General features: G+C 66.2%; 18 protein-coding genes. 8 read left to right on the top strand and 10 right to left on the bottom strand.

Translation table 11 applies throughout. From position 1 onward, the window contains the following. Window positions 1–87 precede the first annotated feature (87 nt). From mnmG to GGQ98_RS13375, 4 genes are read left to right on the top strand one after another with little or no spacing between them, the layout of a single operon-like run. Window positions 88–1,938: a tRNA uridine-5-carboxymethylaminomethyl(34) synthesis enzyme MnmG gene (gene mnmG / locus GGQ98_RS13390; RefSeq protein WP_341534217.1), complete on the top strand. Its 1,851-nt coding sequence runs from the start codon at window positions 88–90 to the stop codon at window positions 1,936–1,938. A gap of 28 nt (window positions 1,939–1,966) precedes the next feature. Then, the gene (rsmG, locus tag GGQ98_RS13385) at window positions 1,967–2,575 is read left to right on the top strand and encodes a 16S rRNA (guanine(527)-N(7))-methyltransferase RsmG (RefSeq protein ID WP_184070337.1); all 609 of its coding nucleotides are present in this window, start codon (window positions 1,967–1,969) and stop codon (window positions 2,573–2,575) included. Continuing rightward, entirely contained in the window at window positions 2,572–3,354 is a 783-nt protein-coding gene (locus tag GGQ98_RS13380) for an AAA family ATPase (protein WP_184070335.1), read from the top strand. Before rsmG ends, GGQ98_RS13380 begins: the two co-directional genes overlap by 4 nt. Before the next feature lie 37 nt (window positions 3,355–3,391). Beyond that, window positions 3,392–4,309 carry a ParB/RepB/Spo0J family partition protein gene (locus tag GGQ98_RS13375; protein ID WP_184070333.1) on the top strand — a complete coding sequence of 306 codons (918 nt, stop codon included), beginning with the start codon at window positions 3,392–3,394 and terminating at the stop codon, window positions 4,307–4,309. Between the two features lie 70 nt (window positions 4,310–4,379). Here GGQ98_RS13375 and mscL read toward each other — a convergent pair whose 3' ends face one another. From mscL to GGQ98_RS13350, 5 genes are read right to left on the bottom strand one after another with little or no spacing between them, the layout of a single operon-like run. Next, window positions 4,380–4,802, bottom strand: coding sequence for a large conductance mechanosensitive channel protein MscL (gene mscL / locus GGQ98_RS13370; RefSeq protein WP_184070331.1), 423 nt, complete (start codon window positions 4,800–4,802; stop codon window positions 4,380–4,382). Between the two features lie 14 nt (window positions 4,803–4,816). Further along, complete coding sequence (locus tag GGQ98_RS13365; protein ID WP_184070329.1) at window positions 4,817–5,488, bottom strand: TPM domain-containing protein; 672 nt, start codon at window positions 5,486–5,488, stop codon at window positions 4,817–4,819. Beyond that, a complete protein-coding gene (locus GGQ98_RS13360; RefSeq protein WP_184070327.1) occupies window positions 5,488–6,258 on the bottom strand; it encodes a TPM domain-containing protein in 771 nt (256 codons plus the stop codon). Before GGQ98_RS13360 ends, GGQ98_RS13365 begins: the two co-directional genes overlap by 1 nt. A 2-nt stretch (window positions 6,259–6,260) precedes the next feature. Next, window positions 6,261–6,842: a LemA family protein gene (locus GGQ98_RS13355; protein WP_184070325.1), complete on the bottom strand. Its 582-nt coding sequence runs from the start codon at window positions 6,840–6,842 to the stop codon at window positions 6,261–6,263. Between the two features lie 45 nt (window positions 6,843–6,887). Then, entirely contained in the window at window positions 6,888–8,630 is a 1,743-nt protein-coding gene (locus GGQ98_RS13350) for an N-acyl-D-amino-acid deacylase family protein (protein ID WP_184070323.1), read from the bottom strand. A gap of 94 nt (window positions 8,631–8,724) precedes the next feature. Between GGQ98_RS13350 and GGQ98_RS13345 the strand changes: the two genes are divergently transcribed. From GGQ98_RS13345 to GGQ98_RS13335, 3 genes are all read left to right on the top strand, one after another. Beyond that, on the top strand, window positions 8,725–9,921 hold the full coding sequence (locus GGQ98_RS13345) for a parallel beta-helix domain-containing protein (RefSeq protein ID WP_184070321.1): 1,197 nt from the start codon (window positions 8,725–8,727) through the stop codon (window positions 9,919–9,921). After that, window positions 9,921–10,937 (top strand): SO2930 family diheme c-type cytochrome, encoded by a 1,017-nt coding sequence (locus tag GGQ98_RS13340; RefSeq protein ID WP_184070319.1) that lies wholly within the window; start codon window positions 9,921–9,923, stop codon window positions 10,935–10,937. The genes GGQ98_RS13345 and GGQ98_RS13340 overlap by 1 nt, the downstream gene beginning before the upstream one ends. 104 nt (window positions 10,938–11,041) lie before the next feature. After that, window positions 11,042–11,500: a CVNH domain-containing protein gene (locus tag GGQ98_RS13335; protein WP_184070317.1), complete on the top strand. Its 459-nt coding sequence runs from the start codon at window positions 11,042–11,044 to the stop codon at window positions 11,498–11,500. 6 nt (window positions 11,501–11,506) lie between these two features. On the opposite strand, the gene folE is transcribed toward GGQ98_RS13335, so the two are convergent. The 5 genes from folE to GGQ98_RS13310 all read right to left on the bottom strand — a co-directional run bounded on the left by folE (window position 11,507) and on the right by GGQ98_RS13310 (window position 16,016). After that, complete coding sequence (gene folE, locus GGQ98_RS13330; protein WP_184070315.1) at window positions 11,507–12,106, bottom strand: GTP cyclohydrolase I FolE; 600 nt, start codon at window positions 12,104–12,106, stop codon at window positions 11,507–11,509. A 46-nt stretch (window positions 12,107–12,152) separates the two neighbouring features. Then, window positions 12,153–12,653, bottom strand: coding sequence for an NUDIX hydrolase (locus GGQ98_RS13325; RefSeq protein ID WP_184070313.1), 501 nt, complete (start codon window positions 12,651–12,653; stop codon window positions 12,153–12,155). 70 nt (window positions 12,654–12,723) lie between these two features. Then, entirely contained in the window at window positions 12,724–13,497 is a 774-nt protein-coding gene (locus GGQ98_RS13320) for a CsgG/HfaB family protein (protein ID WP_184070311.1), read from the bottom strand. 159 nt (window positions 13,498–13,656) lie between these two features. Continuing rightward, complete coding sequence (gene acs, locus GGQ98_RS13315) at window positions 13,657–15,606, bottom strand: acetate--CoA ligase (protein WP_184070309.1); 1,950 nt, start codon at window positions 15,604–15,606, stop codon at window positions 13,657–13,659. A gap of 47 nt (window positions 15,607–15,653) precedes the next feature. Further along, entirely contained in the window at window positions 15,654–16,016 is a 363-nt protein-coding gene (locus tag GGQ98_RS13310; RefSeq protein WP_184070307.1) for a DUF4870 family protein, read from the bottom strand. A gap of 36 nt (window positions 16,017–16,052) precedes the next feature. On the opposite strand from GGQ98_RS13310, the gene GGQ98_RS13305 reads away from it, so the two are divergent. Continuing rightward, window positions 16,053–16,253: a hypothetical protein gene (locus tag GGQ98_RS13305; protein ID WP_184070397.1), complete on the top strand. Its 201-nt coding sequence runs from the start codon at window positions 16,053–16,055 to the stop codon at window positions 16,251–16,253. Window positions 16,254–16,327: the final 74 nt, after the last annotated feature.

Below are 16,327 nucleotides of genomic sequence, written 5' to 3'. Positions count from 1 at the left end.
TGAAACATCGGAGCAGGGTTCTGACCACAATTGTTTCACGTGAAACACGCGTCGACACCGACGGGCGATTGGGATAGTTCCTCAGGCATCATGGAACGATTCGACGTCATCGTCATCGGGGCCGGGCACGCCGGTTGCGAGGCCGCGGCCGCTGCAGCGAGGGTAGGCGCGCGCACTTTGCTCGTGACACCGGGACGGGAAACGATCGGTGTCATGTCATGCAATCCGGCGATCGGCGGACTGGGCAAGGGTCATATCGTTCGCGAGATCGACGCGCTCGGCGGTCTGATGTCCGAAGCTGCTGACGCCGCCGCGATTCAGTATCGCCTGCTGAATCGCCGGAAGGGCCCAGCGGTCCAGGGCCCACGCGTCCAAGCTGATCGCAAACTTTATCGTAAGGCAATGCAGCGCGCGATTGATGAGCAGCACGGTCTTGCGGTTGCGGACGGCCGCGTTGAAGACATCGTTATCGAAGGCGGGCGGGCAGCCGGTGTTATCCTGTCAGACGGTACGGTTCTCCGCGCGCGTGCAATCGTACTCGCGAGCGGGACGTTTCTCGGCGGCGTGATACACGTTGGTGATGATGTCGCCTCGGGCGGACGCGTTGGCGAGTCATCGTCGATCGGCCTTTCAACGCGCTTGCGCGGTCTTGGCCTGCCGATGGCGCGCCTCAAAACCGGCACGCCCGCACGGCTCGACGGGCGGTCGATCGACTGGTCTCGCGTCGATTGGCAGGAAGGGGACGACAGCCCCTCGTTCTTTGCGGCGACGACGCGAAACGTCATGAACCCGCAGGTGAGTTGCGGCATTACGCGCACAAACGCCGCCACTCATGATGTCATACGCGAGAATGTTCATCGCAGCGCCGTGTACAGCGGACGCATCGAAGGCTCCGGCCCGCGCTACTGCCCATCCATCGAAGACAAGGTCATGCGCTTCGGCGACCGCGAGGGGCATCAGGTGTTTCTCGAGCCCGAAGGTCTCGACGATCCGCTGATCTATCCGAACGGCCTTTCCACGTCGCTGCCCGTGGACGTGCAGACGGCGTTCCTCCGCACGCTTCCCGGCCTGGAACACGTCGAGATCGCACGGCCGGGCTACGCCATCGAATACGACTATATCGACCCGCGCGCATTGGCGCCCACGCTGGAGTTGCTGGCAATCCCCGCGCTGTTTTTCGCCGGGCAGATCAACGGTACAACCGGCTATGAAGAGGCGGCGGGGCAGGGACTGGCTGCGGGCCTGAACGCGGCCCACTGCGCGCTCGGCCGGGAGGCGGCTACATTCGATCGCGCAGAATCCTATATCGGCGTGATGATCGACGATCTGGTAACGCAGGGTGTGACCGAGCCCTATCGGATGTTCACCTCGCGGGCCGAGTATCGGCTTCACCTACGCGCGGACAATGCGGATCAGCGTATTTCCGAGAAGGCGATCTCCCTCGGCCTGCTGAGCGGCGAGCGCGCTCAACTTTACCGGGACAGGGCGGAGGCGCTGGCGAAAGGAAGGGCGCTGCTCGATGAGGCACGCGCGTCACCGGCCTCGCTACTGAAGCAGGGACTCCTGGTCAGACAGGACGGCGTCGCGCGCACTGCGTTCGAATGGCTGCGGTTTCCTGAGGTGAATTGGGAGTCGGCCAAGGCGGCCTGGCCCGCCCTTGCCGACATCGCGCCGGACCATGCCGAACAGTTGCACACCGATGCGCGCTACGCGGTGTACCTGGAACGGCAGTCCAAAGAGATCGACGCCTTTCGCCGCGACGAGGCGCTGCGCCTGCCGGGCGATCTTGACTATTCGGCGATCGGCGGGCTTTCGAACGAAATGATCGACCGACTGAATCGAGCCCGACCAGACAGTCTTGGCGCCGCAGCACGCGTCGTCGGCGTTACGCCCGCAGCCCTCAGCGCGCTCCTCCGCCATGTCAAACGCGCCGCCTGAGCGCGCTGAGGAGGCGCGCGACTGGTTCGTGGCGACGTTCAATGTTTCACGTGAAACATTGGCGAAGCTCGATCTCTACGCCGCGCTCCTCGAAGAGTGGCAGGCCAAGTTCAACCTCGTCGGACCGGCCACGCTGCCGCATATCTGGTCGCGGCATTTCGCGGATTCGGCGCAATTGCTCCGTCTTGCCGCGCGCGAAGGGGCGGCGCACCGCCCGACGTGGCTCGATATCGGCAGCGGCGCCGGCTTTCCCGGCATGGTGATCGCTCTGATGACGGGTGATTCGGTTACGCTCGTCGATTCGATCCGCAAGAAGACCGTTTTTCTTGAAGCCGTGCGCGATGCGCTCGGATTGGGGCAAAATGTCAACGTGTTGAATCAACGCGTGGAATCGCTCGGCTCCGTAAAGTTCGATTACATAACGGCGCGCGCGTGCGCACCGCTCGCGAAGCTGTTTGACTGGGGCGAACCCTATGCGGCAAAGTCCTGCACATGGCTGCTGCTGAAAGGCTCCGCAGTCGAGGACGAGATGGGCGATGCGCGCCGCCGCTTCGTTTTCGAGCATGAGTTGATACCCAGCCTCACCGATCCGCGAGGGCGGATCGTGCGGGCGGGAAACGTACGGAGACGTCGGTGATCAGAATTGCAGTGGCAAATCAGAAGGGCGGGGTGGGCAAAACCACGACCGCTATCAACGTGGCCACGGCGATCGCCGCAACGGGGCGGCGCGTACTGATCGTGGATCTCGATCCGCAGGGCAACAGCTCGACCGGCGTCGGTGTCGATCAAAGTGCGCGCGTCCGCACGAGCTATGATGTTCTCATCGGTGCGTGCAGCGCGGCGGATGCCGTGGTTCCGACCGCGATCCCGCGCCTGTCGCTGATCGCCTCGACGGTCGATCTGTCGGGCGCTGAAGTCGAGCTTGTTGAAATGGAAGGGCGGATCCACCGGCTGGACAGCGCCCTGCAGGCACCGGCGATGCAAGCTTACGATTACATCATCATCGATTGCCCGCCGTCGCTCGGCATTCTCACGATGAACGCGATGGTTGCTGCGCACTCGCTGCTCGTGCCGCTGCAGTGCGAGTTCTTCGCGCTCGAAGGCCTCAGCCAGCTTTTGAATACAGTGGAGCGCGTGCGCGCGAGCTACAACCAGCGCCTCAACATCGTCGGCGTCGTGCTGACGATGTACGACAAACGCAACCGTTTGTCGGAGCAGGTCGCGGCAGACGTGCGCGCCGTGCTCGGCAAGATCGTGTTTGAAACGATCATTCCGCGCAACGTCCGCCTTTCCGAAGCGCCAAGCCACGGGCTGCCAGCGCTGGTCTACGATCACCGCTGCGCGGGGTCGGAAGCCTATATCGACCTGTCCCGGGAGCTTCTGGGACGCACCGAACCGCACGCCCGCGCCGCCTGATCCTTCGAAAGCGCCTGATCCTTGAAAGCGTTAGCCTATGTCTCTGCCTAAGCGCCCCTCCGGTCTCGGTCGCGGCCTGTCTGCACTGCTCGAGGAAATGGGAAGCACGGTCGCGCCGCCGTACAGCGATAGCGGCGCCGCACCGCCGGTGCCCGCTGGTGATGCGGGCTCCAGCATGGGCGCGCAGATGCTTCCGATGGCGATGATTTCGCCCAACCCGAAACAGCCGCGCCGCCGCTTCGATGAAACCGCGCAGGCGGAGCTGATTGCCTCGGTGAAGCGGCAGGGGCTTTTGCAGCCGATCCTGGTGCGTCCTGTCGACGGCGGGCGCTTCGAAATCGTCGCGGGCGAGCGCCGCTGGCGCGCGGCGCAGGCCGCGCAGCTCCACGATGTGCCGGTCCTCGTCCGCCGCCTGACCGACGAGGAGGCGTTCGAGGTCGCGCTGGTCGAGAACATTCAGCGCCAGGATCTGAACGCGATCGAAGAGGCCGAGGGCTACAAGCGGCTGATCGACGACTACGGCCATACGCAGGAAGATATCGCCCGTATCGTCGGCAAATCCCGCAGCCATGTCGCGAACCTCGTGCGCCTGCTCGATCTTCCCGATGACGTGCGCGAGCTGCTGATCGACGGGCGGCTGACCATGGGCCATGCACGTGCGCTGCTCACCGCGCCCGATCCGTCCGCGCTGGCGCGCGACGTCGTGCAGATGGGTCTTTCGGTGCGTGAAGTGGAAGCGCGCGCGAAGAAGCCCCGCGCGCCTCGCCCCAAGGCCCCGCCGCGCGTGGCTGCGCGAAGCGCCGATCTCGAATCGCTCGAGGTCCAGCTCGCCGAACAGCTCGGTCTTCGCGTCCGTCTCGAATATGATGGGGAAGGCGGCAAGCTGACGCTGTTCTACAGCGATCTCGATCAACTCGACATGCTCTGCCAGCGGCTGTCGGGCGAGCGCTTCTAACAAAGGCCGGATACATAAAGGGCCGCGCGACGAGGCTGTCGCGCGGCCCTTTGCTTTTTGACGCCGAGGACTACTTCTTCAGCGAATCGCGGATGTCGCGAAGCAGCAGAACCTCTTCGCTCGGTCCTGCGGGCGCCTCTTCCTTCTTCACGATCAGCCTGTTCGCCAGGCGCACGAGCAGGAAGATGATGAACGCGAGGATCACGAAATTGATCGCCGCCGTGATGAAGGCGCCGTAGCCGAGCATCGCCACGCCGGCCTCCTTGAGCGCGGCATAGTCGGTCATCGAACCGGCATAGCCCTCCGGCACCGGGCCGAGGCGAACGAACAGTGCGGAAAAGTCGAGGCCGCCGAAGATCGCGCCCACCACCGGCATGATCACGTCCTGCGTCAGCGAGGTCACGATGGTGCCGAACGCCCCGCCGATAATGACCGCGACGGCGAGATCGAGCACATTGCCCTTGGCAATGAAGGCCTTGAATTCATTCAGCATTTTCAGTCCCCTGGTTAGATTTCGATGAGCTTGTCCGGAAGTTCGTTGGGATTGCGGTCGCCGGGCGGGAAGTGCGCCGAAAGCAGCGCGCCGCACATGCCGATCGCGCTGACGAATCCGTCCGCAAGTTTGCCGTCTTTCACTTCGGTAAGCAGCGCGTCCAGCGCATCGCCCCACACATCGTGCGCGACCTTGGCGTAAATGCCGCCATCCGCCACGATTTCAGCGACGTGATCCTCAAGCGACAGGAAAATGAGCACGCCTGTGCGCTCCGCCGTGACGTGAATGCCGTGCGAGAGGAAACTTTCAACCGCGGCGCGGTGGACGGCGCTGCGCTTCAGCGAGCGGGGGGTGAGGAAACGAAGCACCGGCGGCGTGCGTACGACGAGAAACGTCAGGATGAAGAGCAGCGCGGAGAGCGCGGCGTAAAGCGCGATAATGCGCTGCGGCTCCGGATGGCCGCCGTCGCTCCAGCCGCCGCTGGTGAACCACCGCGGATCGGGAATGCCCAGCCAGAGCAGGAGCGGCGCCAGCACGATCGCGGCGAGGGCAGCCCAGGCGAAGGGCACGGCGCGGTAATCGTCGGTTCGGCGCGCGACGACGCAGAAGATCTCGCCCGAGGTCGTCTGTTCCGCTGACGTAATGGCATCACTGATGCGCGCGTGTTCTTCGTCTGTCAGCCGCATCACCAGCTCCCGCTCGCGCCGCCGCCGCCGAAGCTGCCGCCGCCGCCCGAAAATCCGCCGCCCCCGAAGCCGCCTGACGAACCACCGCCCCAACCGCCACCACCCCAGCCGCCGCCGCTCCCTGGCCCCCAGATGACGATCGGGCCGCCGCGTCCGCGCCGCCGTTTTCCGCCAAGCACGCCGCGCAGCATCCAGAATATGAACCAGATAACGAGAATGCCGGGGACCAGCCCGAAGCCGTGCCGGGCGTCCTCCGCCGGCTGCGCCCTCGCCGCGATCAGGTTCGCGCGGGCCTCTTCGGGCGGCAGAGACAGTTGCGCGATGATTGCGTCCGCGCCCGCGATCACGCCGCCTTCCATGTCGCCGTCGCGGAAACGCGGAACGATCCGGCGGTTGATGATTACGGAGGAAAGCGCGTCGGTCAGATAGCCTTCGAGGCCGTAGCCGACCTCGATGCGCACCTTGCGCTCACTCGGCGCCACGAGCAGTAGCGCGCCGTTGTCCTCTTCGCCTTGCCCGATGCCCCATTCGCGGCCGAGCCGGTAGCCGTAGTCCGCGATGTCATAATCCTGGAGGTCCGGGACCGTGACGACGACGAGCTGGCGCGTCGTCGTGTCTTCCAGCATCTGCAGCTTTTCGGTGAGCGCGGCCTCGGTGGCCGGCGACAACAGGTCGGCGGCATCGACGACGCGCCCCGAGAGCTTGGGGAAGTCCTGCGCTGCTGCCGGAAACGCGAGCAGCAGCGCGGCGAGGCACGCCAGCAAGCGCATCCTTATTCGAAAGAGACGGTCGGCGCGGTTTCGGCCCCGGCGGTGGTCGCCTTGAACGGTGCGATCGGTTCGGCGCCGTAAATGAACTTTGCCGCGATCAGGCTGGGGAACGTCCGGATTTCGGTATTATAGGCCTGCACGGCCTGGTTATAGTCGCGCCGCGCGACGGTGACGCGGTTCTCGGTGCCTTCGAGCTGCGATTGCAGCGCGAGAAAATTCTCGTTGGATTTCAGCTCCGGGTAGCGCTCGACCGTCACGAGCAGGCGGGAGAGCGCGCCGGAGAGCTGATCCTGCGCAGCCTGGAAGCGCGCGACGGCGGCCGGGTCGGTGAGCTGGTCGGCGTTGATCGTCGTCTGCGTAGCGGACGCACGCGCCTGCGTGACGGCTTCGAGCACCTCGCTCTCCTGCGCGGCGAAGCCCTTCACCGTGGCGACGAGATTCGGGATGAGGTCGGCGCGCCGCTGATACTGGCTTTCCACGTCCGCCCACGCGGCCTTCACGGCCTCCTCGCGGGTGGGGACCGTATTGATGCCGCAGGCCGCAAGCGTCAGTGCGGCGAGCAGCGGGAGCAGGAACTTGCGCATCGAATGAACCTCCGTATCAGGCGACTAATACAGGGCTCTTTTCGCTTATTCCGCTGCCATTAGCAACGGTTCAGCCTGCGGCCCGCGCACGACGCGCCCCGGACGCGCTGCCAGCACCGCGCCGTCGCGGAAGGTGACGGCGCCGGATTTGATCGTCGCCGTGTAGCCGTCGGCCTTCTGCAAAAGCCGCTTGCCCCCGGCCGGAAGATCGAAGGCGAGCCACGGCTTGCCGAGCTTCAGCCGATCGAGGTCGATGACGTTGACGTCCGCGAGATAGCCGGGCGCGAGCAGGCCGCGATCGGCGAGGCCGTAGAGCAGCGCGGTGTCCCGGCACTGGCGCTTGATCGCGAGTTCGAGCGGGATGCGACCGCGCGCGCGGCCCTTCACCCAGTGCGTGAGCAGGAAGGTGGGGGAGGCCGCGTCGCAGATCGTGCCGCAGTGCGCGCCGCCGTCCGACAGCGAGATGACGGTGTCGTCGCGCTCCAGCAGGCCCTTCACGAAGTCGAGGTTGCCGTCGACATAATTCAGGATCGGCAGGTAGATGAAGCCCGTACCGTCTCCCTCCATCATGACGTCATAGGCGACCTCTGCGGGGGACTTTCCGCCCGCCTTCGCCAGCGCGGCGAGGCTGCGTTCGGGCGCGGGCTCGTAGTCCGGCTCCTCGCCGAGCGGGAACTGCATCGTCCAGCCCTGCGTCACCAGCATGAACAGCGGCGCCGTATCGGGATGCGGCGGCGGCAGATTGTCCTCGGCGAGCAGTTTCGCGCGGAACGCGGGATCGCGCAGCGTCGCCAGCTGCTCCGCCCACGGCTTCGCCGCGATCGCCTGCCACGACGGGCGCATCACGAACGGATGCACCGTACCGCGCCACGCCATCAGCACCCCGGTGCCGCGCAGCGAAATCTGCGCGCGGATGTTGGCGCCTTCATCGTTCGCGGCTTTGGTCGCGGCCATCTGGTCGGTCCAGTGCATGGCCTTCAGCGGCGATTGCAGCATGGCGAAGGTCACCGGCATCGCGGTTTCCTTCGACAGGCTTTTCATCCAGTCGAACTCGTTCCATTCCGGCATCAGGTCGGACGCCATTTCAAAGACGCCGTGGCCGACGCGCCCCATCGCGCGGCCGATGCCGATCAGTTCCTGCGCGGTCGCGGTGGTGCCGGGCACCAGCACGCCGTCCACCGATTTGTGAATCACGGTGCGCGAGGTCGAGAAGCCGAGCGCCCCGGCGCGCAGGCCTTCCTCCACGATCCGCGACATCGCGGCGATTTCGTTGGCGGTGGGCGCTGCGTTCGCGGCGCCGCGCTCCCCCATCACATAGGCGCGCACGGCGCCGTGGGGCACATGGCAGGCGACGTCGATGGTGCGCGGCAGCGCCTCCAGCGCGTCCAGATATTCGGGGAAGCTCTCCCAGTTCCACGTCATGCCCTCGGCGAGCGCGGTGCCGGGGATGTCCTCGACGCCTTCCATCAGGCCGATCAGCCATTGGTGCCGGTCGGGCCGCGCGGGGGCGAAGCCGACGCCGCAATTGCCCATGATGACCGTAGTTACCCCGTGCCACGACGACGGCGCCATGACGTCATCCCATGTCGCCTGCCCGTCGTAGTGCGTGTGAATGTCGACGAAGCCGGGCGTCACGATTTGGCCCGCCGCGTCGATCTCCTCGCGCCCCGCGCCGGTCACGCTGCCCACGGCGCTGATGCGGCCGTTGTCGATCGCGATGTCGCCGGAGAAGGGCGCGCCGCCGCTGCCGTCAACGATCGTTCCGCCGCGAATGACGATGTCGTGCATGTCCGAGACCCTCCCAAGGTTCCCGCTCAGTTTCCGCAGGGTTGGCAGGCTTCGTCAAGCTGACGATAATGGCCGGAAAACGGGGAGGATCGACATGAAGGCATTGCTCGCGTTTCTGCTGGTTTCAGCATCGCCCGCCTGGGCGCGCACCATCACGCTCGCGCCCGGCGACAACGATCAGGAAACGCTGCAGACCGCGCTCATCGATGCGCAGCTCGGCGACGTGATCGCCCTCGGCGCGGGCACCTACAGGCTCACGACCGGCCTGTCGCTCGATATCGACAATGTCACCGTGCGCGGCGCCGGGCCCGCCGCGACCGTGCTCAGCTTCAAGGGCCAGACCGGCGCGGGCGAGGGGCTGCTCGTCACGTCGGACCGCGTGCTCCTCACCGGCTTCGCGGTGGAGGACACCAAGGGCGACGGCATCAAGGCGAAGGGCGTCGACCGTATCACGATGGACAATCTGCGCGTCGTCTGGACGCGCGGCCCGCACAAGGACAACGGCGCCTACGGCCTCTACCCGGTCGAGGCGACGAACGTGCTCGTGCAGAATTCGGAAGTCGTCGCCTGCTCGGATGCGGGCATTTATGTGGGCCAGTCCGAAAACATCATCGTGCGGGGCAACCGCGTCAGCTTCAACGTCGCGGGGCTCGAGATCGAAAACTCGAAGCACGCCGACGTCTACGGCAACCTCGCGCACCACAACACCGGCGGCATCCTCGTCTTCGATCTGCCGAACCTGCCGAAGATGGGCGGGCACTCCACGCGCATCTTCTCGAACACCGTCGTCGACAACGACACGCCCAACTTCGCCCCGCCTGGCAACATCGTCGCCGAAGTGCCGCAGGGTCTCGGCATCATGGTGATGGCGAACGAGAACGTCGAGGTGTCGGGCAACCGCATCGAGGGCAATCGCACCGCCGCCGTCATGGTCGTCTCCTACGTGCGCCCGTTCGAAGACGCGAGCTACAACCCCTTGGCCCGCAAGGTCCGCATCTTCGGCAACACCTTCGGAAAGAACGGCTGGGATCCGAAATTCCCCGGCGGCGCCGAACTCGCTACGGCGCTCGGCGGCGGCCTGCCGCCGGTGCTGTGGGACGGTGTCACGCGCTTCGGCGACAAGGCGGACGACGCGGCGACCACGCCCGCAAGCGACGTGCCGATGGTGTCGCTCGGGCTCGGCGTCGCGGGAACGCCGCCGACGAAGGCGCAGCCCGCACCCGTCGCGGCGACCGGCGCTTCCGCAACGCTCGCCGCCGTGGTGCTTCCCGCCGATCAGCCGATGCCCTGATGCTGCGCGCCGCCGCCCTGCTTGCGGCCGCGCTGCTGGTCGCCTCCGCCGCGCCTCCAACGGTGAACGATGCGGTTCTCGCGGGCGCGGCGGCGCCTGCGACGCTCGCGGAAACCGGCCTGTTTCTCGACAGCGGCGCGACCCGGCCGAACGCCCGCGTCGTGCCCTACGGCCTCGCCACGCCGCTGTTTTCGGACCACGCCGAAAAGGCGCGCTTCCTCTACGTGCCGGCGGGCAAGGCGGCGCGCTACGACGGCGAAGGCCTGCTCGACATCCCCGTGGGCAGCGTCCTCATCAAGCATTTCGGCTTCGCACGCGCCGATGGCAGCTTCGATCTCATCGAAACGCGGTTGCTCGTCCATCAGGCCGACGGCTGGAAGGCCTGGCCCTACGTGTGGAACGCCGACGACAGCGCCGCGACGCTCAAACGCGCAGGCGCGCGGGTCGCGGTGAAGGGCCATGACGGCGCGGGCAAGCCCGTCGCGCTCGATTGGCAGGTGCCCAACGTCAACCAGTGCAAGGGCTGCCACGCCACCGGAAGCGCGCTGGTGCCGATCGGCCCGAAGGCTCGCAACCTGAACCACGATTTCGAAGGCGAGAACAACCTCACGCGCCTCACGCGCCTCGGCCTTCTCACCGGCGTGCCTGAAAACACTCCGCGCCTGCCGGACTGGAGGGACGCAAGCGAAAGCCTCGAACGCCGCGCCCGCGCCTATCTCGACGTCAACTGCGGCCATTGCCATACGCCCGATGGTCCGGCCTCGAACTCGGGCCTGTTCCTCACGTGGGAAACGGCGTCCGGCGCGCACATCGGCATCGGCAAGGGGCCGGTCGCGGCGGGGCGCGGCTCGGGCGGGCGCATGGTCTCGATCGATCCCGGTCATCCCGACCGTTCGATCCTCGTCTACCGGATGGCATCGACCGAGCCCGGCGTGATGATGCCGGAGCTTGGCCGCACGCAGCCTGATGACGCAGGCACCGCGCTCGTGCGCGACTGGATCGCCGCGATGCGGTGAGCCCCGCTATCGGTGCGGTATGAATTGCGATACCGTCCTGCAATACCGGGGCTTTTCGAGTCGTGGTGGCTCGTCGATTCCCGGTTGAACTGGGGAGAGATCCAATGCGGGTTACGGGATTCGTCGGTGCGCTTGCCGCACCGCTCTTGCTTGCCGCGTGCATGGGTTATGAGAATGATCGGCCGACTCCGCTTCCGGGCCCGCTCCCCGGCGGTTCGTGGCAGCAATCGTGCCGCGAAGGCCAGGTCAGCAACGGCTACCTTCGCGCGCAGTGCCTGGCATCGAACAACAATTATCGCCCCGCCGCCGCGCGCATCGGCACATGCCGATCCTTCGGCAATCGTAACGGCACGCTGTTTTGCGAAACATCTGGCAGCGGCAACTACCGCTGGACCGGCTCGTACGAAACGAGCTGCCGCGACAGCAGCACCAGCGGTAACGGAACGCTGACGGCGACATGTCAAGGCGCGCGCGGCGGCTGGCAGCGTTCCAGTCTCAGTGCGCGGCAATGCTCGTCCTACCGAGCGGGCAATCGCGACGGGCGCTTGTTCTGCGAGAGGTAGCGCGCGTCAAAGCCCCATCAGGCTGAGCACTTCCTTGCGGCTGCGCTCGTCGTCGCGGAAGACGCCCATCATGCGGCTGGTCGTCATGGTGACGCCGGGCGTGTTGACGCCGCGCGCGGACATGCAGGCGTGCGCCGCCTCGATCACGACCGCGACACCGCGCGGCTGCAGATGCTCCCAGATGCAGTCGGCGACCTCGGCGGTCAGCCGCTCCTGCACCTGAAGGCGCGAGGCGAAGCCTTTGAGGACGCGCGCGAGCTTTGAAATGCCCACGACGCGGTCGCCCGGCAGATAGGCGATGTGCGCCTTGCCGATGATCGGCGCCATGTGGTGTTCGCAGTGCGACTGGAAGCCGATATCGCGCAGCAGCACGATCTCGTCGTAGCCGCCGACCTCCTCGAACGTGCGCGAAAGGTGCAGCGCGGGGTCTTCGCCGTAGCCGCGGAAATATTCGCGGTAGGCGCGCGCCACGCGGCCGGGCGTGTCGGCCAGGCCTTCGCGCGCGGGGTCGTCCCCGGCCCATTCGATAAGGCGGCGGACGGCGCCGAGCACGTCTTCGGGAATGCCGTTGTCGCGGCCATTGGCGAGGTCGTTGGGTGCAGTCATGCTTTTCCCTAAACGCCGACGGGCGCTTGCTGCAAGTCCCGTGCTCTCACAGCAGCGTCATCGCGGCCAGCAGCCGAACGTCGATCATCATACCCGCCCGGCGCTTATCGGCGATGAAGGCGGGCAATGCCGGAAGCGGAACGCAGTGAACCGTGATGTTTTCGCTGTCGATGCCGCCGCCGGGCCCGACGCGGACAAGCCCTTTCGCCCGCACCAGCGTGAAATGTTCGCTCGTCATGCCGGGCGACGAGGTGAACACGCCCATGTCTTCCAGCGTTTCGGCGCGGAAGCCGGTTTCCTCCTCAAGCTCGCGGCGCGCCGCCGCCAGCGTCTCCTCGGGGCCGTCATCGCCGACGAGGCCCGCAGGAAGCTCGAGGCAGGACGTGCCGAGCGGCACGCGGTACTGCTCCACGAGCACGATCTCGTTTGCATCGGTCACGGCGAGAATCACGGCAGCGCCGATGCCGCGCGCGCGGCGCACATACTCCCAGCGGCCGTCGACGACGGTTTCGAGGAAGCGGCCTTTCCAGACGGTGGTCTCGGTCAAGGGTTCTGCCCGCGCAAGGAAAAGGGCGGCGCCGATGCCGGTGCCGCCCCTCTCCCGATGGTGTTGAGGCTTACTGCGCGACCGGCGCTGCGGCGCTCGGGTCCACCGGCAGGCCGCCCAGCTGCATCACCAGCTGCTTGTAGGCGTCGAGATAGGCGAGCGTGATGACCTGGCCGATTTCGGTGTTGGCATAGCCGCCGCCGCCGGCGCCGCCGAAGCCGCCCCACCAGCCGCCGCCACCGCCAGCCGCCCACGACAGATCCTTCTTGCGGAAATAGCCTTCGGTCAGGCGCTCCTGCTCGGTGGTGCGGGAATTCACCAGCGTCAGCATGACGCTCGCTTCCTTGCTCTTCGTCGAAAGCCCGCCCGCGAGCATCCCGAGCGTGCGGCTGCCCAGAAGCCCGCCCGCGATCGCGCCGATGCCGCCGCCGCCGGAATTCTCGTTCTTGGAAACGAGATCGGGAACGATGAAATAATCCGCGGCCTTCACCTGCGCGCGGCCGATGTTGGAGCCCCTCTGCAGCTCACCCGAATCGGCGAGCGCGCGCTCGATGTTGCGGCTGGCGAGGCCCTTGCCGCGATCGACGAGGCCGAAGCAGCCGGATTTCATCACGAACAGCTTGATGATCGCTTCCGGGCTGCCGAGGCCGAGCTGCTGCCACCAGTTGGTGTCCGGCTCGACGACGGAGATGGTGCCCAGCCGCTTCTGGCAGACCGGGATTTCCTGCATGCTCTTGTTCTGCGCCTTGCGCGCGGAGGATTGCGATTGCGCCGATGCCGTGCCCGAAGCGACGGTCATCGCGGCCAGGGCGACGCCGAGGCCAAGTGTTTTCAGGATTTTCATAGTCTTCCCCATGTTCAAATGTGCTGGTTCGCAAAGCCCCTGTCGCCGTTCCCGGCGGCGCCGCAGCCCGCATGTATATTGCCGGATTCGCAGGGCTCCGGCAATCGCTCCCGCATAGCGGGATCAGGTTATGATTCGGTTGCGCCGCTCCAGATGATCCTAACGGTTTCGGCGCCCCGCGATCAGGCTGTCGACCACGGAAGGATCGGCGAGCGTCGTCGTGTCGCCGAGCGCGCCGAAGTCGTTCTCGGCGATCTTGCGCAGGATGCGCCGCATGATCTTGCCCGATCGCGTCTTGGGCAGCCCGGGCGTGAAGTGGATATGGTCGGGCGTCGCGATCGGCCCGATCTCGCGGCGCACCTCCGCCTTCAGTTCGGCCTCCAGCGCGGCATCCCCCTCGACTCCCGCGATCGGCGTCACGTAGCAGTAGATGCCCTGGCCCTTGATGTCGTGCGGGTAGCCGACGACCGCCGCTTCCGCGACCTTCGCGTGGCCGACGAGCGCCGATTCCACTTCCGCAGTGCCCAGCCTGTGGCCCGAGACGTTGAGCACGTCGTCGACGCGGCCGGTGATCCACCAATAGCCGTCCTCGTCGTGTCTCGATCCGTCGCCGGTGAAATACAGGCCCTTGTAGGTGGAAAAATAAGTTTCGATGAAGCGCTGGTGGTCGCCGTAGAGGCTGCGCGCCTGCCCCGGCCACGCGCGTTTGAGCACGAGATTGCCCGATGCCGGGCCTTCGATGAACGCGCCTTCGGCGTCCACCAGCGCGGGTTCGATGCCGAAGAACGGTTTGGTGGCGCTGCCCGGCTTGGTCGGGATCGCGCCGGGCAGCGGCGAGATCAGGATGCCGCCGGTTTCGGTCTGCCACCATGTGTCGATGATCGGCAGGCGTTCCTTGCCCGCGACGCGGTGATACCACAGCCACGCCTCGGGGTTGATCGGTTCGCCGACGGTGCCGAGCAGGCGCAGCGACGAAAGGTCGTGTTTCAGCACGGGTTCGTCGCCCTCGCGCATCAGCGCGCGGAGCGCCGTGGGGGCGGTGTAGAAGGTGGCGGGCCGGTGCTTCTCGATCACGGCCCAGAAGCGGCTGACGTCGGGGTAATTGGGCACGCCCTCGAACATCAGCGTCGCGGCGCCGTTCGCCAGCGGTCCGTAGACGATGTAGCTGTGGCCCGTCACCCAGCCGACGTCGGCGGTGCACCAGTGCAGCGCGCCCTCGTCGCGCCAGTCGAACGCGTATCTGAAGGTCAGCGCGGTCCACACGAGGTAGCCGCCGGTGGTGTGCAGCACGCCCTTCGGCTTTCCCGTGGAGCCCGAGGTGTAGAGGATGAACAGCGGGTCTTCCGCGTTCATCGGTTCGATCGGGCAGTCGGCGGAAACGGTGTCGCGCATGTCGTGCCACCAGACGTCGCGGCCGCTTGCCATCGGCACGTCGGCGCCGGTGTGGCGCACGGTGAGCACGCCCTTGACGTCGTGCCATGCCTTGGCGACCGCATCGTCGATGGTGAGCTTCAACGGGATCGTCTTGCCGCCCCGCCGGCCTTCGTCGGCGGTGATGATGAAGTCGCTCTTGGCGTCGTCGATGCGCCCTGCCACCGCCTCGGCCGAAAAACCCGCGAAGACCACGCTGTGCACCGCGCCGATCCGCGCGCACGCCAGCATGGCGACGGCGGCCTCGGGGATCATCGGCAGATAGATCGTCACGCGGTCGCCTTTTCGGACCCCCATCGCTTTCAGCACGTTCGCGAACCGGCACACCTGCGCATGCAGCTCGGCGTAGGTCAGCGTGATCGATGCAGCGTCTCGGTCGTCCGCCTCCCACACGATGGCGGGCTGATCCGAGCGCGCGGGAAGATGCCGGTCGAGGCAGTTGAAGCAGGCGTTCAGCACGCCGTCCTCGAACCATTTGATATCGACCGGCGCGTAAGACCAGTTGCCCATCACGCCGGGCGTCTTGATCCAGTCGAGAATGCCGATCTGCTCGCGCCAGAAGCCGTCGGGATCCTCCAGCGATCGGCGGTACATCGCTTCATAGGTTTCGGCGTCGCAGATCGTGCGCGCGGCCGTGTGCGCGGGAACCGGATACGTCGCGGTCGCGGCGTCGCTCATCGTTCAAACTCTCCCCAGGGATTATGCGCTGTGCAGGCCGGTCGGCGCTACCACAGCCATGTGCTTGGATTCGGCATCGGCTCGCGGCGCTGCGCCTTTGCGATCGCAATGATGGCGCGCACGACGAGCCAGATCGAAACCAGCGGAAACAGGAATCCGGCCAGCCCGAGCGTGATGATCGTCAGCACGCCGAGCGCGATCACCGCGACGATGGTGATCCAGAACCCGCGAATGTGATAGGCATAATGGCTCTCCTCCCACGCCGCGTTCTCCGCCGCGCCGCGCCAGACGTAGGCGAGGATCGCGCCGATCAGCGTGGGCAGTCCCGAGACGGCGCCGACGAGAATCAGCAACGCCACGATGGTCGGCCGGTTGAGATCGAAACCCTGCGTTTCGGGTCTGCTCGCCATGGTTGAAGCTCCTTGATTTCGGAGCGCAATTCTGGCGTGCGGCGGCTCATTCTGCAAGGACAGGCTTTCGCACCGACGCGCCCCGCGCTAGCGTCCGCAGCCGTGGGCATTCCTCTTCTTGCTGCGCGCCGGTTCGGGCCGCTGTTCGCCACCCAGTTCCTCGGGGCGTTCAACGATAATTTCTACAAGACGGCGATGCTGTTCCTCATCACCTACATGTTTAGTCCCTCGTTTTGATGGTGCGGTTCTCTGATAAACCGTTTTGGCTGCTCGGACCATATTTTGCAGACATATTCATATGGGGTGAGGCC

Source organism: Sphingosinicella soli, assembly GCF_014199685.1.
GTDB classification, from domain to species: Bacteria; Pseudomonadota; Alphaproteobacteria; order Sphingomonadales; family Sphingomonadaceae; genus Sphingosinicella; species Sphingosinicella soli.
Note: the sequence above shows the minus strand (reverse complement) of the source record. Positions and strands in the feature narration are given on the sequence as shown.

What these genes read in the sequence shown, in the direction of transcription:
- GGQ98_RS13365 (WP_184070329.1), bottom strand. Translation starts at nt 5,488, where the DNA reads ATGCGGCTGACAGACGAAGAACACGCGCGCATCAGTGATGCCATTACG.
- GGQ98_RS13320 (WP_184070311.1), bottom strand. Translation starts at nt 13,497, where the DNA reads ATGAAAATCCTGAAAACACTTGGCCTCGGCGTCGCCCTGGCCGCGATG.
- GGQ98_RS13345 (WP_184070321.1), top strand. Translation starts at nt 8,725, where the DNA reads ATGAAGGCATTGCTCGCGTTTCTGCTGGTTTCAGCATCGCCCGCCTGG.
- folE (WP_184070315.1), bottom strand. Translation starts at nt 12,106, where the DNA reads ATGACTGCACCCAACGACCTCGCCAATGGCCGCGACAACGGCATTCCC.
- acs (WP_184070309.1), bottom strand. Translation starts at nt 15,606, where the DNA reads ATGAGCGACGCCGCGACCGCGACGTATCCGGTTCCCGCGCACACGGCC.
- GGQ98_RS13375 (WP_184070333.1), top strand. Translation starts at nt 3,392, where the DNA reads ATGTCTCTGCCTAAGCGCCCCTCCGGTCTCGGTCGCGGCCTGTCTGCA.
- GGQ98_RS13355 (WP_184070325.1), bottom strand. Translation starts at nt 6,842, where the DNA reads ATGCGCAAGTTCCTGCTCCCGCTGCTCGCCGCACTGACGCTTGCGGCC.
- GGQ98_RS13350 (WP_184070323.1), bottom strand. Translation starts at nt 8,630, where the DNA reads ATGCACGACATCGTCATTCGCGGCGGAACGATCGTTGACGGCAGCGGC.
- GGQ98_RS13335 (WP_184070317.1), top strand. Translation starts at nt 11,042, where the DNA reads ATGCGGGTTACGGGATTCGTCGGTGCGCTTGCCGCACCGCTCTTGCTT.
- GGQ98_RS13340 (WP_184070319.1), top strand. Translation starts at nt 9,921, where the DNA reads ATGCTGCGCGCCGCCGCCCTGCTTGCGGCCGCGCTGCTGGTCGCCTCC.
- mscL (WP_184070331.1), bottom strand. Translation starts at nt 4,802, where the DNA reads ATGCTGAATGAATTCAAGGCCTTCATTGCCAAGGGCAATGTGCTCGAT.
- GGQ98_RS13360 (WP_184070327.1), bottom strand. Translation starts at nt 6,258, where the DNA reads ATGCGCTTGCTGGCGTGCCTCGCCGCGCTGCTGCTCGCGTTTCCGGCA.
- GGQ98_RS13310 (WP_184070307.1), bottom strand. Translation starts at nt 16,016, where the DNA reads ATGGCGAGCAGACCCGAAACGCAGGGTTTCGATCTCAACCGGCCGACC.